The sequence below is a fragment of the Lysinibacillus sp. GW247-5R2A genome, assembly GCF_059424475.1.
In genome coordinates this window covers 21,993-37,608 of sequence record NZ_JBWKZL010000010.1, presented here as the reverse complement: position 1 = coordinate 37,608, position 15,616 = coordinate 21,993, and the positions used below count along the sequence as shown (strand labels likewise).

The 15,616-nt window shown below is 37.6% G+C and carries 16 protein-coding genes; 2 read left to right on the top strand and 14 right to left on the bottom strand.

Translation table 11 applies throughout. The annotated features are described in order from the left end of the window. Positions 1–3 precede the first annotated feature (3 nt). Together yycF and AC07YC_RS15610 are read right to left on the bottom strand one after the other, a co-directional pair. The gene (gene yycF, locus AC07YC_RS15615) at positions 4–717 is read right to left on the bottom strand and encodes a response regulator YycF (protein ID WP_008177934.1); all 714 of its coding nucleotides are present in this window, start codon (positions 715–717) and stop codon (positions 4–6) included. 213 nt (positions 718–930) lie between these two features. Further along, on the bottom strand, positions 931–2,394 hold the full coding sequence (locus AC07YC_RS15610; protein ID WP_336637228.1) for a peptidoglycan DD-metalloendopeptidase family protein: 1,464 nt from the start codon (positions 2,392–2,394) through the stop codon (positions 931–933). A gap of 398 nt (positions 2,395–2,792) precedes the next feature. Here AC07YC_RS15610 and AC07YC_RS15605 point away from each other — a divergent pair, with 398 nt between their 5' ends. After that, a complete protein-coding gene (locus tag AC07YC_RS15605) occupies positions 2,793–3,656 on the top strand; it encodes a YitT family protein (protein ID WP_042737493.1) in 864 nt (287 codons plus the stop codon). A gap of 46 nt (positions 3,657–3,702) precedes the next feature. On the opposite strand, the gene AC07YC_RS15600 is transcribed toward AC07YC_RS15605, so the two are convergent. From AC07YC_RS15600 to rpsF, 8 genes are all read right to left on the bottom strand, one after another. Continuing rightward, entirely contained in the window at positions 3,703–4,995 is a 1,293-nt protein-coding gene (locus tag AC07YC_RS15600) for an adenylosuccinate synthase (protein WP_336637227.1), read from the bottom strand. Positions 4,996–5,229: 234 nt separating this feature from the next. Beyond that, positions 5,230–6,591: a replicative DNA helicase gene (gene dnaB, locus AC07YC_RS15595; protein ID WP_008177941.1), complete on the bottom strand. Its 1,362-nt coding sequence runs from the start codon at positions 6,589–6,591 to the stop codon at positions 5,230–5,232. Positions 6,592–6,604: 13 nt separating this feature from the next. Continuing rightward, positions 6,605–7,051: a 50S ribosomal protein L9 gene (gene rplI / locus AC07YC_RS15590; protein ID WP_036121876.1), complete on the bottom strand. Its 447-nt coding sequence runs from the start codon at positions 7,049–7,051 to the stop codon at positions 6,605–6,607. Further along, positions 7,051–9,021 carry a DHH family phosphoesterase gene (locus tag AC07YC_RS15585; RefSeq protein ID WP_336637226.1) on the bottom strand — a complete coding sequence of 657 codons (1,971 nt, stop codon included), beginning with the start codon at positions 9,019–9,021 and terminating at the stop codon, positions 7,051–7,053. Before AC07YC_RS15585 ends, rplI begins: the two co-directional genes overlap by 1 nt. Positions 9,022–9,034: 13 nt before the next feature. Then, positions 9,035–9,976, bottom strand: coding sequence for a YybS family protein (locus tag AC07YC_RS15580; protein WP_336637225.1), 942 nt, complete (start codon positions 9,974–9,976; stop codon positions 9,035–9,037). Positions 9,977–10,200: 224 nt separating this feature from the next. After that, entirely contained in the window at positions 10,201–10,437 is a 237-nt protein-coding gene (rpsR, locus tag AC07YC_RS15575; RefSeq protein WP_004233359.1) for a 30S ribosomal protein S18, read from the bottom strand. A gap of 38 nt (positions 10,438–10,475) precedes the next feature. Further along, positions 10,476–11,045: a single-stranded DNA-binding protein gene (ssb, locus tag AC07YC_RS15570; RefSeq protein WP_008177953.1), complete on the bottom strand. Its 570-nt coding sequence runs from the start codon at positions 11,043–11,045 to the stop codon at positions 10,476–10,478. A gap of 46 nt (positions 11,046–11,091) precedes the next feature. Beyond that, the gene (gene rpsF / locus AC07YC_RS15565) at positions 11,092–11,379 is read right to left on the bottom strand and encodes a 30S ribosomal protein S6 (protein WP_008177955.1); all 288 of its coding nucleotides are present in this window, start codon (positions 11,377–11,379) and stop codon (positions 11,092–11,094) included. Between the two features lie 178 nt (positions 11,380–11,557). Here rpsF and AC07YC_RS15560 point away from each other — a divergent pair, with 178 nt between their 5' ends. Further along, a complete protein-coding gene (locus tag AC07YC_RS15560; protein WP_336637224.1) occupies positions 11,558–12,142 on the top strand; it encodes a DUF3267 domain-containing protein in 585 nt (194 codons plus the stop codon). A gap of 42 nt (positions 12,143–12,184) precedes the next feature. On the opposite strand, the gene AC07YC_RS15555 is transcribed toward AC07YC_RS15560, so the two are convergent. The 4 genes from AC07YC_RS15555 to AC07YC_RS15540 all read right to left on the bottom strand — a co-directional run bounded on the left by AC07YC_RS15555 (position 12,185) and on the right by AC07YC_RS15540 (position 15,580). Then, positions 12,185–13,225 carry an acyl-CoA dehydrogenase family protein gene (locus AC07YC_RS15555; protein ID WP_494919843.1) on the bottom strand — a complete coding sequence of 347 codons (1,041 nt, stop codon included), beginning with the start codon at positions 13,223–13,225 and terminating at the stop codon, positions 12,185–12,187. 82 nt (positions 13,226–13,307) lie between these two features. Continuing rightward, entirely contained in the window at positions 13,308–14,408 is a 1,101-nt protein-coding gene (gene ychF, locus AC07YC_RS15550; protein ID WP_008177960.1) for a redox-regulated ATPase YchF, read from the bottom strand. A gap of 97 nt (positions 14,409–14,505) precedes the next feature. Further along, entirely contained in the window at positions 14,506–14,706 is a 201-nt protein-coding gene (locus AC07YC_RS15545; protein WP_008177961.1) for a DUF951 domain-containing protein, read from the bottom strand. A 1-nt stretch (position 14,707) separates the two neighbouring features. After that, positions 14,708–15,580, bottom strand: coding sequence for a mechanosensitive ion channel family protein (locus AC07YC_RS15540; protein WP_494919842.1), 873 nt, complete (start codon positions 15,578–15,580; stop codon positions 14,708–14,710). Positions 15,581–15,616: the final 36 nt, after the last annotated feature.

Below are 15,616 nucleotides of genomic sequence, written 5' to 3'. Positions count from 1 at the left end.
CTATTACTCCTGTTCAGGATTTCGTAAATAATAACCTACACCACGTCTTGTGACAATCCACGCAGGGTGACTAGGATTATCCTCAATTTTTTCACGCAAACGACGAATTGTTACGTCAACAGTACGAACATCGCCAAAGTAGTCATAGCCCCATACCGTTTGTAAAAGATGTTCACGTGTCATTACTTGTCCAATATGCTTACCTAAATAATGTAGTAGCTCAAATTCTCGATGGGTAAGCTCAATAGCCTCATCGCGCTTCATTACTAAATAAGCATCTGGCTGGATAACAAGAGATCCTACAACAATTTCGTTTGATTCCTCTTCTGCTTCTTCTGCTGCAGGTGCAGCAACCTGTAAACGTCGCATATTGGCCTTTACACGAGCAATAAGCTCTCGTGTACTGAATGGCTTAGTGACATAATCATCTGCGCCCATTTCTAAGCCTAATACTTTATCAATCTCAGAGCCTTTAGCCGTCAGCATGATAATAGGGAAATCATATTTTTTCCGTATCTCTCTACATACTTCCATACCATCGCGCTTTGGTAGCATGATATCTAATAGCATTAAATCTGGTTGCTCTTCCTCAACCTTCTTTAGTGCCTCATCACCATCATACGCACATATCACTTTATAACCTTCTTTTATTAAATTAAATTGCAGAATATCTGCGATTGGTTTTTCATCATCAACAACTAAAATCGTTTTGTTCATTCATTCTCTCCCTTTCGTTTTTTATCTATTCTTAAACATGTTGTATTTGTAAGTTCACTACTATTAACTCTATCATGCTTTCAGTTTCCTTGCATTAATCGTTCATCAATCACTTTAAATACTTTGACATAATAGGCTATATTTCAACAAGTATTTCTCGGGAAATAATAGAAAAGACAGCCCACTATTTGGACTGTCTACTATTCAAAATGTTTATCGGCCTACATATGATAACGGATTAACTAATGAACCGTTCTTTTCAACTTCAAAGTGTAAATGTGTGCCTGTCGAATTTCCAGTAGAACCCATAATACCGATAACAGAGCCCTTTTCCACTACTTGTCCTACTTCAACATTAATAGAAGATAGATGTCCATAAAGCGTTGTATAACCATTATTGTGATTAATAACAATGCGATTACCGTAAGTACCAGACGTACCAGCTGCACTAACTACACCATTATCAGCCGCCAAAATATTATAATTACTTGGACGAGCAATGTCGATTCCACGGTGGAAGGCACCCCAACGTTCGCCCATACCGCTTGAGATATAGCCTCCTACTGCTGGCCATGAAAATTCACCTGTACCACGTGAAGAGATTACCTTTGTCCCAACTACTTCAATTTGGTCCACTGGCTCTTGGGTAACTTTTTCTTCTAATGCAACTTTTGCTGTTTGCTTACCATTTTCAGACGTTAGGGCGTATGTTGTTTCCTTTTTACCATTAGCGCCTTCTTGCTTGATGACTTTTTCACCTTTATACATAGTAGGATCTTCTTCCACTACTTTTTTGAATGGAATCACATCTGCTACTTTCTTTTTCTTTTTAACCTCAAGATTTACAAATGGCTTTGCCACTGTTACATTCAATTCCTGTCCAACTTGTAAAACAGTATCAACTGTTACATCAGGGTTTAAATCTAGCAGCTCACTTGTTGTTAAATTATGTTTTTTTGCGACAGAACCTAATACATCACCTGATTGAATTTTATAGCTATCTTGTTCCAGGTAGCCTGTCATTAAATAGTTTACGGCTTGCTCAGGTGTTAAGATTTGAGTTGGTGTAACTTTTTGAGATATTCCCGAAACATCCTGTTTAAATGAAATATCTAAAAGTCGTGATTCGCCTGCTTGTAATTCTGGTAAATTAATTGTAGATTGTTGGTTTTTCGCTAATTTATCTAACTCTGGCTGAGAAATATATTGTAGCTTCAACAGTTGAACCGTTTTTTCATAGGCTTCCGTATTTTTTAATGAGACGACTGGCTTATGATTTACTAGTAATGTAAAAGCATCCGATTTTGCTACTAAAGATTGCTTCAATTTTGATATTGTTTCTGCATCTTTTGTTTCATTCGTAAAAACTTGTTCTGGGATTATTTTAACAGATGAGCTAGCATCCATAGATAACTCTTTGAATTGCTGACTAGCTTCTTTTTCTTTTGATGTAATAACTTCTTGAATAGCATTCTCGTCAGATACTGCACCAATATAATCATTTCCCACATAGACATGGTATATTTTATTTAAATTTTCTTTCGTATGTTCTTTAGCAAAACCCATATTTATCGTTAGGCTCGTCATTAATACTGCAATGATCGAGACCTTTTTAAAAGAAGAAAAATTGTAGGTGAATCTATTGTTTTCTTCTTTTTTATTCCAAAACGAATTCATCAATAAAGCCCCTTCCAACTTTCCCTTGTGATAGGATGATTTACCCACAAGGAATTTTTGCACCCTTATAATGTATCATAAAGAAAATTGCGTTTGAATGATTTCACTCTTTTGTAATGTAAATGTATTATTTATCTACTAATTGTTACATAGAATATATTTTATATAGTTGATAAATACTGTATTTTTATTCATAAAATGGGTACTGAACAACATTATTTACTGTATTAAAAATCTGATACTTGGCCATTTGTATAGTATTCTATTATTTTTTTCAAGTGAATTTAGGCATAATACTTTTTACTTTTATAATATTCCGATAAACTATAAAAGAAGGAACATTATGGATTGGAGCGATTAAATTGAGTGATTCACAGACCTCTGATATGGCAGCAAAAATGTTGCGGCATCAGAAAAGTAATATGCGTAAAACATTTCTAAGGATTATTATGGTATCGTTAGGTGCAATCATTATGGCTTTGGGCTTAGAGTTATTTTTAGTACCCAACCACATTATGGATGGAGGCATCGTAGGTGTTTCCATTATTACATCTCATTTATTAAATTTACCCCTTGGTATCTTCATCTTCATTTTAAACTTACCTTTTATTTTTTTAGGCTACAAACAAATTGGTAAAACCTTTGCACTGTCTACAGGGCTTGGTATTACTGTACTCTCTACTGCAACACTTGCCTTACATAACCTACATCCATTTACGGAAGATACATTATTGGCCACAGTTTTTGGTGGGATGATATTAGGAGTTGGTGTCGGTATTGTCATTCGTTATGGCGGTTCTTTAGACGGAACTGAAATATTGGCAATTTTATTTAATAGTAAGACTCCTTTTTCAGTTGGAGAAATCATCATGTTCTTCAATATTATTATTTTTGCAATAGCAGGATTTGTATTTAACTGGGAACAAGCTATGTACTCCATCATTGCATACTATATTGCGTATAAAATGATTGATATTGTCATTCAAGGGTTGGAAGAATCAAAATCAGTTTATATCATAAGTGATGCTATTGATGAAATTGGACAAACCATTATGGATCGACTTGGTCGTGGTGTCACTTTCCTTCATGGTGAAGGGGCTTATACGGGAAATGATAAAAAGGTCATCTTTACTGTTATTACTCGCTTGGAAGAGTCGAAGCTGAAAACCATCGTTGCGGATATCGATGACAATGCATTTTTAGCCATAGGTAATATAGCAGAGGTAAAAGGCGGTCGTTTCAAAAAGAAGGATATTCACTAAGAAAAGGGCGTACCATCTATGGCACGCCCTTTTTATTGTACTTATTTTATTTGGCTTCCCAAACATCTACTAATACGTTTGTTTGCTCACGAGCAGGACCAACTGAGAAAGTAGCAATTTGAATACCTGTTAATTCACTAACACGCTCTACATAGCGGCGTGCATTTTCAGGTAGCTCTTCTAAAGTACGGCATGCTGTAACGTCCTCAGACCAGCCTGGAAGCTCTTCATAGATTGGTTCACATTGTTCAATAATATGAAGATTTGCTGGGTACTCTGTAATTGTTTCACCTTTATAGTTATAGGCTGTACAGATTTTTACTGTCTCTAAACCAGATAAAACATCAATTGAGTTAAGTGCTAGATGCGTAATACCACTTACGCGACGTGAGTGACGAACAACTACCGTATCGAACCAACCTACACGACGTGGACGACCTGTTGTTGTACCATATTCACGACCAACTTCACGAATTTGCTGACCTACATCATCAAATAATTCTGTAGGGAATGGACCATCACCTACACGTGATGTATAAGCTTTAGATACTCCAATAACGCTTGTTACAAGTGAAGGACCCACACCAGCACCAATTGCTACACCGCCTGCAACAGGATTTGAAGATGTAACATATGGATACGTACCTTGATCGACATCAAGCAAAATACCTTGAGCGCCTTCAAATAATACTTTACCGCCTTCATCAATTACATCATTCAAAATTTTAGATGTATCTGTCACATATTTTGCGATTTCTTGGCCATAACCATAGTATTCCTCAAAAATTTCTTCGAAAGTAACACCTTCGACTTCATAAAATCTCTCGAATAATTTATTTTTAATGGCTAAATTATGACGTAGTTTTTCTTCAAAAATATCCTTATCAAGTAAATCAGCCATACGGATACCAATACGAGCTACTTTATCTTGATAGCATGGTCCGATCCCTTTACAAGTTGTCCCAATTTTATTATCTCCGCGGCTTTCTTCATCCGCAATATCTTGCTTTATATGATACGGCAGAATAACATGTGCACGATTAGAAATACGTAAATTATCTGTATTAATGCCACGCTCTTGTAAGCCTTTTAGTTCTGTTACTATTGATTTTGGATTGACAACTAACCCATTACCAATAACTGAAGTTTTTTCTTTATAGAAGATACCTGATGGAATTAAATGTAGTTTATATGTTTCACCATCTATTTTAATGGTATGTCCTGCATTATCTCCACCTGCAAAACGAGCGATTGCATCGGCTTTTTGCGAAAGGAAATCCGTAATTTTACCTTTTCCTTCGTCTCCCCACTGTGTTCCTACAACTACTACTGATGTCATAATCAGCACCTCCGTTAGATACCTGTGTATCTCAATTTTTTAGCCTCAATCATTGTAACAATGATAGAAACACCTCGTCAATAAAAAATAGTGAAAAAACACGAACATAAAATCAAAAAATCTGATTCAACGTTCGTGTTTAATAACAGAATGGTATGAATATTATCGAACATTCAGATTAATTCAGTCTAAGGTTAATTTGTAGAGGCAATTTTATCTGAATGACGCACATGATTAATCACGTGACGGTGGCGGTGGCATTTGTGACCAATCCACATTAATGAATTTATTGAACTCTTTTTTAAAGGCAAGTGTAACAGTCCCCGTCGGACCATTACGTTGCTTTGCAATAATAATTTCGATCATATTTTTACTTTCAGACTCTTTATCGTAATAGTCATCACGGTATAAAAAGGCTACAATATCAGCATCTTGCTCAATACTTCCAGATTCACGTAAGTCACTCATCATCGGACGTTTATCTTGTCTTTGCTCCACTCCACGAGATAGCTGCGATAAGGCAATAACAGGTACCTTTAATTCACGTGCTAGTCCTTTTAGCGATCGTGAAATTTCTGATACCTCTTGCTGACGGTTCTCGCCTGGTTTCCCACTACCTTGAATAAGCTGTAAATAATCAATCAGGATCATTCCAAGCCCATTTTCTTGAGCTAAACGTCGACATTTTGCACGAATCTCATTAATACGTACACCCGGTGTATCATCAATAAAAATTCCTGAATTCGATAAACTCCCCATTGCCATAGTTAGTTTACCCCAATCTTCGGTAGTTAAAGCACCTGTACGTAAAACTTGTGCATCAATATTTCCTTCTGCACATAGCATACGCATGACAAGTTGCTCTGCCCCCATCTCTAAAGAGAAGATTGCCACATTCTCTCGTGCCTGTACGGCAACACTTTGCGCAACATTCAAGGCAAAGGCAGTTTTCCCTACGGATGGACGGGCAGCTACAATAATTAAATCATTACGTTGGAAGCCAGCAGTAATGTTATCCAAATCACGGAAGCCTGTCGGTATCCCCGTTACATCTCCCTTTTGTGATTGAAGCTGCTCAATGTTGTCGAAGGTTTCCACTAGCACATCTTTCACATGCTTAAAGTCCCCCGCATTCTTCCTATTGGCAACCTCCATCATTTTTTTCTCTGCTTCGCCTAGTAATGCCTCTACTTCGTCTTCTCGTGTGTAGCCATCCTCAACAATTTTAGTAGCAACACGAATTAAGCGACGTAATAGTGCCTTTTCCTCAACGATCTTAGCATAGTGAGCAACGTTGGCAGCTGTAGGGACAGCATTGGCGAGCTCTAGTAAATAGGATAGCCCGCCAACGTCTTCAATCTCTTTTTTAGCTGATAATTCTTCTGTAACTGTAACAACATCTATCGCTTTTCCTTGATCGCTTAACCGCAGCATTGTTTCAAAAATCTTCTTGTGGGCGTTTAAATAAAAATCATCTGCCAATAAAATTTCCGATGCTGTGATTAAAGATTGTGGCTCAAGGAAAATTGCACCGATAACCGATTGCTCCGCCTCCCGGTTATGCGGTGGAACGCGGTCCATCATCGGTTCGTTCATGGATCGTCGCTCCTTATTCTTCCGTTACATGTACTTTTAATGTAGCTGTTACTTCATGATGTAGTTTTACAGGAACATTTGTAAAGCCTAGTGCACGAATACCATCATTTAAAGTCATTTTACGTTTATCAATTTTAATGCCATGTACCTTTTGTAGGGCATCAGCAATTTGCTTGGTAGACACTGAACCGAATAGACGACCGCCTTCACCAGATTTTGCTTTTAGCTCAACTGTTAATGTTTCTACTTTTTCCTTTAACGCTTGTGCTTCAGCCAGTTCAGCTGCAGCATTTTTTTCTTCTAATTTTTTCTGACCGTCTAATTGACTGAGTGCTTGAGCGTTTGCTTCTGCTGCATAGCCATTTTTAATTAAGAAATTTTGTGCGTAACCATCTGCTACGTTTTTAATTTCACCTTTTTTTCCTTTTCCTTTAACGTCTTTTAAAAATACTACTTTCATTAGTCAGAACTCCCTTCAAAGACCTCTTCTATGGCCTCTTCTAATTGTGTTTTCACGTTATCAATGGTTTTGGCTTCGACTTGACAGGCGGCGTTCGTTAAATGACCCCCACCGCCAAGTTTTTCCATAATAAGCTGGACATTGACTTCGCCTAGTGATCGGGCACTAATTCCTATTTTTCCATCTGCCCGATGTGCAATAACAAAGGATGCACCAACATCCTTCATAGTTAGTAAAATATCTGCTGTTTGTGCAATTAAGACAGAGTCATACACTTTCGATTCCTCACCTACAGCTACAGCAATTCCTGGCTTTACGAATTTAACCGTTTGCACTATTTTTGATCGCTCAATATAGGTGTCTACATCTTCCTTTAGAAGACGTTGCACTAATACTGTATCGGCACCATTCGTCCGTAGATACGAGGCAGCTTCAAACGTACGTGCACCCGTTCGAAGTGTAAAGCTCTTCGTATCGACAATAATACCTGCTAGGAGTGCAGTAGCCTCTAGCATATTAATCTTTGCTCGCTTCGGCTGATATTCTAATAATTCAGTTACCAGCTCAGCAGTTGATGAGGCATACGGTTCCATATAAACAAGTGTTGGATTTTCAATAAAATCCTCACTTCGTCGATGATGGTCGATTACAACAACCTTTTCAGCTAGCTTTAATAGGTGTGAATCAATAACTAAATTAGGTTTATGTGTATCTACAATAACAAGCAAGGATTTTTCAGTCATTTTCCCTGCAGCTTCCTCTGGTGTTAGGAAATTTTCATAGAAATCCGACTTACTCTCTATTTCATTCATTAAACGGGTAACGCTACCATTTAGTTCATCGAAATTTATGATGACATAGCCCTTCACATCATTCATTTGTGCCATTTTCCGAACACCGACAGATGCACCAATCGAGTCCATATCAGGGCTTTTATGTCCCATAACAAATACTTGATCACTATCTTGAATTAAATCACGTAATGCATGTGAGATGACGCGAGCTCTAACACGTGTGCGTTTTTCAACTGGATTCGTTTTCCCGCCATAGAATTTTAACTTCCCTGTAGGTTGCTTAATGGCAACTTGGTCACCACCACGTCCTAATACGAGATCCAGACTTGATTGTGCCAATTCGCCAAGCTCCACTAGGGAGGACGAACCCGCTCCTACACCAATACTTAATGTTAAAGATAAATTCTTTTGCGCTGTTTTTTCTCGGATCACATCTAAAATAGCAAATTTTTTCTTTTCAAGCTCTGTTAAAATTGATTCATTTAATACTGCTAAAAAACGATCTGATGATATTCGTTTTACAAATACACCATGCTCAGCAGCCCATTCATTGACGATTGAAGTAACCATTGTATTCGTTAAACTACGTGGTTGGTCATCCATGGCCTGTGTGATTTCATCGTAATTATCAACAAATAAAATAGCGATAACTGTACGATCTGCAAAGTACTGCTTCTCAATAGCAATCTGCTCAGTAATATCAAAGAAGTATAGTAATCGTTCCTCTTTTTTATAATAAACACGATATTTACGATCACGTAATGTAATTGTAGCCTCATTTGTTTCTTCAGTCTTCATTAGTACGTAGATATCATCAGAAATATTAACAATCCCTTCTCCGACTAATGATTCCATATTTAAGATACCTTGCATATATGGATTCGACCATTCTATTTCATATTGCTCGTTCACCAACAGTATCCCAATTGGCATTTCAAGCAATGCTTCTTCCCCTACTTTTTTCATGCGGAATGAAATGGATTCTATATGCTTTTCAGTTTCTTCAAAAGCAATCTTTTCCACCTTCCATGTGTAGACCATCAGTAAAGCAAAACCTATTCCATAACCTATACCTATCCCGATATTCCAAATACATAGAAGTACGAACGTCACAATTCCAAAAATGGAAAGAACAAAAAGCGGATAGCGAATTGGTCGTTTTCTAAAAGTCCCCATTACAATCAGCCCCTTATTCTTTAGTCTTCCCCTTTACAAGTGAACGTACGTCAAAACCTAAATCAACGATACCTAGTAAGATCATGAAGGATGATAATGGAATAGCTAACACGGTAGCAACCCATTTAACCCCATTTGGCATCCCTTTTCTAGAAATGAAATAATGGATAAATGATATCCCTTGTAGAATGAGTAGCACCCATAAAATATAAGAAACATTCAAGACGATTATATCTAGTGTAGAACCAGCCTCTGGACGCATAAATAAATTAATGCATAAAACAATCATGTAGTACCATAAAATAGATCGTGGTAAGCGCATATTTTGGAATGGTGCAAACTTTGGAATATCCACGCCAAGTCGTTTTAAAGCTGGTAAATTTAGCGCTATGATAATAAATGCAGCAAAAAATGCTGATATTGTTATTGTTGCAGGCATTGTCAGCTCGATCGTGTTAAACATAGCCTCTAGCTGTTCAGGCTTTATCGCCACTTGCCCTGTAACATTTTTCGCAAATTCATTTGATTGCTCATAATTTTTGCGAGCCATCTCTAGACTCATGCTAATAAAGTCAATTCCTGCAAGTTTTACATAGGCAACATAAACAAGTGCCATCGAGATTAGATTAGCAATCCCTGTTGACATAAATAAATAAAGTTTACTCTTCTTCTGATAAATGGCGTTACCCATTACGACGCCCAGCAACCCCATTACAAAGGCAAATGGTAGCATCGATAGTCCACTCGTTATAGTGGTTAATATACAGCCCACTATTGCAACGAGTATTGATGAAGAACGTTTGTAATTTGCACTATACCAAGCAATCGGTAGTGGAGCGAATATTAAAGCTACTATAAAAACGAATGGTACATATGCGGAAATCAGCATTAATATTGTAAAAAGTGCAACCATCATCGAGCCTTGGACAAGCGCTTTTGTTTGATTATTCGGCATTGAAAACCTTCCTTTTTTTCAGTCAAACTTACTACCCTTTATTGTACCATTTTTTCATAGTATTGAACAAAAATCGCTTAGATCACTATATGCTTTATTATGAATTTTATCTAAAAAACGTCTACTTCAATTTTCGATAAAAAAAACCAGCATACCCGATACGAATATCGTAATATGCTGGTATTCAAAATTGATGTAAGGTCAATCCCTTAACGTCATCAATCTTATTTGTCTTCTGCTACGAATGGAAGTAATCCCATGATACGAGATACTTTAATAGCTGAAGTTAATTTACGTTGGTACTTTGCACTTGTGCCAGTTACGCGACGTGGTAAAATTTTACCGCGCTCAGAGATGAATTTTTTTAATAAATCTACATCTTTGTAGTCGATGTGCGTAATATTGTTTGAAGTGAAGTAGCAAACTTTACGGCGTTTGCGGCCTCCGCGACGTGGTGCCATAGTGTGTCTCCTCCTTACCTTTTTTTATTGTAGAAGCATTAGAATGGAAGATCATCCTCAGATACTTCTATCGGTCCTTTGCTATTAGCAAATGGATCCTCATCTACACGTGTATAGTTTGGCTGATTCATAGGTGGTTGATTTTGCTGATAAGCATCGCCGCCATAGGAACCCTGTCCTGGCATAGCGCCACCAAACTGCTGTTGTGGTTGACCACCGCCATATGACGGTTGGTTATTACCGTAAGTTTGTCCACCACCGTATTGAGGAGCAGGAGCACCGCTACCATTACGTGGTTCTAAAAACTGTACGCTATCCGCCACAACGTCTGTTGTATAGACTCGCTTACCGTCTTGTCCTTCATAACTGCCTGTTTGGATACGACCTTCTACCCCAATTAAACTTCCTTTTCGCATGAAGTTCGCTAGGTTTTCAGCCTGTTTTCGCCATGCAACACAGTTAATGAAATCAGCTTCACGTTCACCTTGTTGATTTGAGAATGCACGATTCACAGCAACTGTAAATCTTGTAGACGCAATTCCATTTGGTGTATAACGTAGCTCAGGATCTTTTGTTAGTCTTCCAACTAATACGACACGGTTTATCATCAGAATGCAACCTCCTTTTCAGCGTTTTGTTAAAAATAGTTCAATATTAAGCTTCTTGGCGAACTGCAATGTGACGAATGATGTCTTCGCTGATGTTAGCTAGACGTGTATACTCGTTGATTGCATCTGAAGTAGCGTTTACTTTTACGATTTGGTAGTAACCTTCGCGGAAGTCTTGAATTTCATAAGCTAAGCGGCGTTTGCCCCACTCTTTAGATTCGATGACTTCTGCACCGTTAGAAGTTAAAGCTTCGTTGAAACGTTCAACTAGAGCTTTCTTCGCTTCGTCTTCAATGTTCGGACGTACGATGTACATTAATTCGTATTTTCTCATCTGTTTACACCTCCTTATGGACTAGGCTCTCCTATATGAAGGGAGCAAGGAGCAAGTAATTAATTATTACTCACATCAATGAATTGTAACATATAGGTACTTTTCTTTCAAGTCGCAAACTGACAATTCATTTTATATAATGGACATAACCTGTTTAATTCGTGAAAGGAGAACTTTCGTGCTACCGAATAAAGAACCTATTGTTATTGAATTAAATATAAAAAAATTAATGATCGACAATATTGTGATCACAATTGGTCTTGTCATATTATTTATAGCCATTCAATATATTTGCTTTAAAGATTTTCAATTTTCTTTTTGGGCTATCCTTGGTGGTACAGTACTATTTGTTATTCTGTATGTAGTTTTTATTATTTTGCATGAAGCTTTTCATTTACTTGGCTTTATGCTCTTTGGCAAAGTACCTTTGAAGTCTTTACAATATGGCATAAACTTAGAGCTAGGTGTTGCCTATGCAACTACTACAAAGCCTCTATATAATCACGCCATGAAACGAGCATTATTGCTGCCATTTTGGACGACTGGCGTTCTTCCTACTTTTGCAGGGTTTTATTTTAATACTACCATTTTAATACTGGTAGGAGCCTTTTTAATAGCAGGTGCAGTAGGTGACTTTGCTATGTATAAGGAGTTACGAAAATATCCTAATAACGCCTTAGTGCAAGATGATCCTAAATTACCGAAGCTTTATGTTTATATAGAAAACGACCGTTCACCAAGGCAAGATACATACGAAAGTTAGACTCTGTCCGTTCGTAAAAATGACAGAGTCTAATCATAACTCTTAAGGAGTTAAAAAGCCATGCTGTGCAGCTGTATACAAATTCCGCCAAATGCGATTTATTGGGGCAGTCTCTGTAATAGCATCCATGCCAAGATTACGTATTAATTTATTGGCAATCTCTATACAAGCAGCTGCAATTTCTTTACTCATTTGTGTAAATTGTGTTAGTTCTTCCTCTGTCAATGATTCATCTCGCTGATGCTTTTGCCAATATACCGACAAGGTAGTATAGAACTGCTTTTCAAATTGTTTAAAATGCTTCTGTTGCTGCATGAGTAAAAATTGTAATGCTCCCATACGCTCAGCTCGATGAGCATCATGATTGCGTTGCTTGATTAAAATAAATGCTTCTTCTAAAAAATTTTCAGTTATCCCTAGACAAACGCTTAAAAAGGAAGCCTCTGCAAAGGTTGTAAATGGAAAGGTATGTACAGCATTCCCATAGCTATTTCTGATCGTACCTATTTGGAAAGTAGCCTCTTGAGGTATCCATACGTTGTTTACGCGAATAGTATGGCTTGCCGTTGCCTTCAAGCCCATTGCGCGCCAATCATTTAAAACTTCAACATCTTGACGGTCTAAGGAGCAACTAATGATTTTGTCTGTTTTCACGCCATCTTGCTCTATCAAACAATTCATTGTAAAGGTTGTAGCATAGTCCGAACCACTACAATATTTCCATTGCCCTGTTACTACATAACCATCTTCTACTTTTACAGCTACACCCGTTGGATAACCACTACCTGCGATAACTGCATTTTTAGGGGTAAAGATTTTTTCGCACATTTCTTGGCTAAATGCTGGAATAAATGCATTACCTCCCGTCCCGATTGTCACAAGCCACCCAACATTACCATCGAGGGCAGCTATTTGTTGAAACACTTTTATTCCCTCTACTAAATCTAGATTCTTACCTCCTAGTTCATTTGCAGTGAACAATTTGAACAATTTCTGTTCATACATAAACTCTAGGACATCCTGGGGTAATCTTTCTAGCTGCTCAAACTCTAGACCACGTTCTTTTAGTCCCATTACGTTCATTTGATGTCACTCCCATACACTAAAAATTCAGATAAAATAATAATTGAAAAAAGGCAATCACTAAGATTGCCCTCTGTTTGTCTTATACATTAAAGCGGAATAACATAATATCGCCATCTTGAACTTCATACTCTTTACCTTCAAGACGTACCTTACCAGCTTCCTTAGCCGCTGCTTGAGAACCTGCCTCTAAAAGATCATCATAAGCAACTGTTTCAGCACGAATGAAGCCTCGTTCAAAGTCTGTATGGATGATTCCTGCACATTGCGGTGCCTTCATCCCTTTACGGAACGTCCATGCACGAACTTCTTGTACACCAGCAGTGAAATACGTAGCTAAGCCTAATAAGTCATAAGAAGTACGGATGAGCTGATCTAAACCAGACTCTTTAATTCCTAATTCTTCTAAGAACATAGCCTTTTCCTCATCGTCTAGCTCTGAGATTTCTTCCTCGATTTTTGCACAAATTGTAATGACTTGAGCACCTTCAGCTGATGCATATTCACGGACCTTTTTGACATATTCATTATTGTCAGCATCCGCCACTTCATCTTCTGAAACGTTGGCAACATACAGCATTGGTTTAATTGTTAGCAAATGAAGACCTTTAATTACCTTTAGTTCATCATCTGAAAGCTCTGCAGCACGCGCTGGTTTACCGTTCTCTAACTGCTCTTTAATTTTTAAAAGTACTGGCTCTTCAATCATAGCCTCTTTGTCTTTTTGCTTGGCCATTTTGCTAACACGTTGGATACGTTTATCTACTGATTCTAAATCGGCTAGTGCTAGCTCTAGGTTAATAACCTCGATATCATCAATTGGATCCACCGCACCCGATACGTGTGTAATATTTTCGTCTACAAAACAACGTACAACTTGGCAAATGGCATCTACTTCACGGATATGCGCTAAAAATTTATTTCCTAGACCTTCACCTTTGGAAGCACCTTTTACAATCCCAGCGATATCTGTAAATTCAAATGCAGTTGGGACTGTTTTTTTAGGTACAACTAATTCTGTTAATTTATCTAAACGTGCGTCTGGTACTTCAACGATACCGACATTCGGATCAATCGTCGCGAATGGATAGTTTGCAGCCAATGCGCCCGCTTTTGTAATTGCGTTAAATAATGTTGATTTTCCAACGTTAGGTAAACCAACGATTCCAGCTGTTAATGCCATGAATGGACACAACCTTTCTATAATCAGTTCAAATTTTCTCTCATATAACCTTTTCTATTATATTGATTCACTTACAAAAAGTCTAATATGCCTGAAGTTAAGCCTCACTAGCAGAAAGTAAAACCTTTTTCATTTTTTTCTCAAATTCTCGACGTGGAATCATTACGCTATGTTGGCAACCTTCACATTTAATTCGAACATCGGCACCCATACGAATAATCTTCCATTTATTCGTACCACAAGGATGTTGCTTTTTCATTTCAACAATATCATTTAAACCATATTTCTTCTCTTCCACCCTACTCACTTCTCCCCTCACCTTTGTCATAGAACATCATTTTTGGATGAGCCATTGGTATACGATGTTCCTCAAAAAGCTTTGTCACATCTCGGCGAATACTACGAGCCACTCCATATTGTTGCTGCGGTAATGTTTCAGCAGTAATGCGGATCGTTACCTCTGTACCTTTGACATTTTGTACACCTAAAAACACTGGTGCCGCTATTAATTCTTTATGTTTTTCTGGTAAAGATTCTAAATACTGATTAATAACCGTTTCTGCTTTTTCAAAGTCCGCATCCGTGGTCATTTGTAAATCTATAAAAATTTTGGAGTTGTTTACAGAGTAATTGACGACCTCACCAATTGCACCATTAGGAATGATAAATTGCTCTCCAGTCCCCCCATTAATTTTCGTAGTACGTAAACCAATTTCTACAACTGTACCTTCTGCTCCATTAATTTTTATATAATCCCCTACACCAAACTGATCTTCAAAAATAATAAAGAAGCCCGTGATAACATCTTTCACCAAACTTTGGGCACCAAAACCGACGGCTAAACCAACAATCCCTGCCCCCGCTAAAAGACCGGCTACCTTTATATTTAAAGAAGATAGAATGCCAATGATTGCAGAGAAATAAACAACATAGGAAATCACACTTTGTAATAATCTGGAAATAGTACGTTGACGTCGTTCTGAATGATTTAATGGGGAACGCATGCGGATTAAAAATAATTTTTTAATTAATTTTTTACCCATTCTTACAGCTATCCAGGATGCTAGTAAAATTAGCATAATCTCAATAGAAGAATCTATCACACTTTCCCAAAGTTTGTCAGATGTGAGCTTTTCCCAGTATCTCTCCATTAATTTCTTATTCCATTCCATCGTTTCCACCTCTTGAATAACTTGCTAAAAATTTGC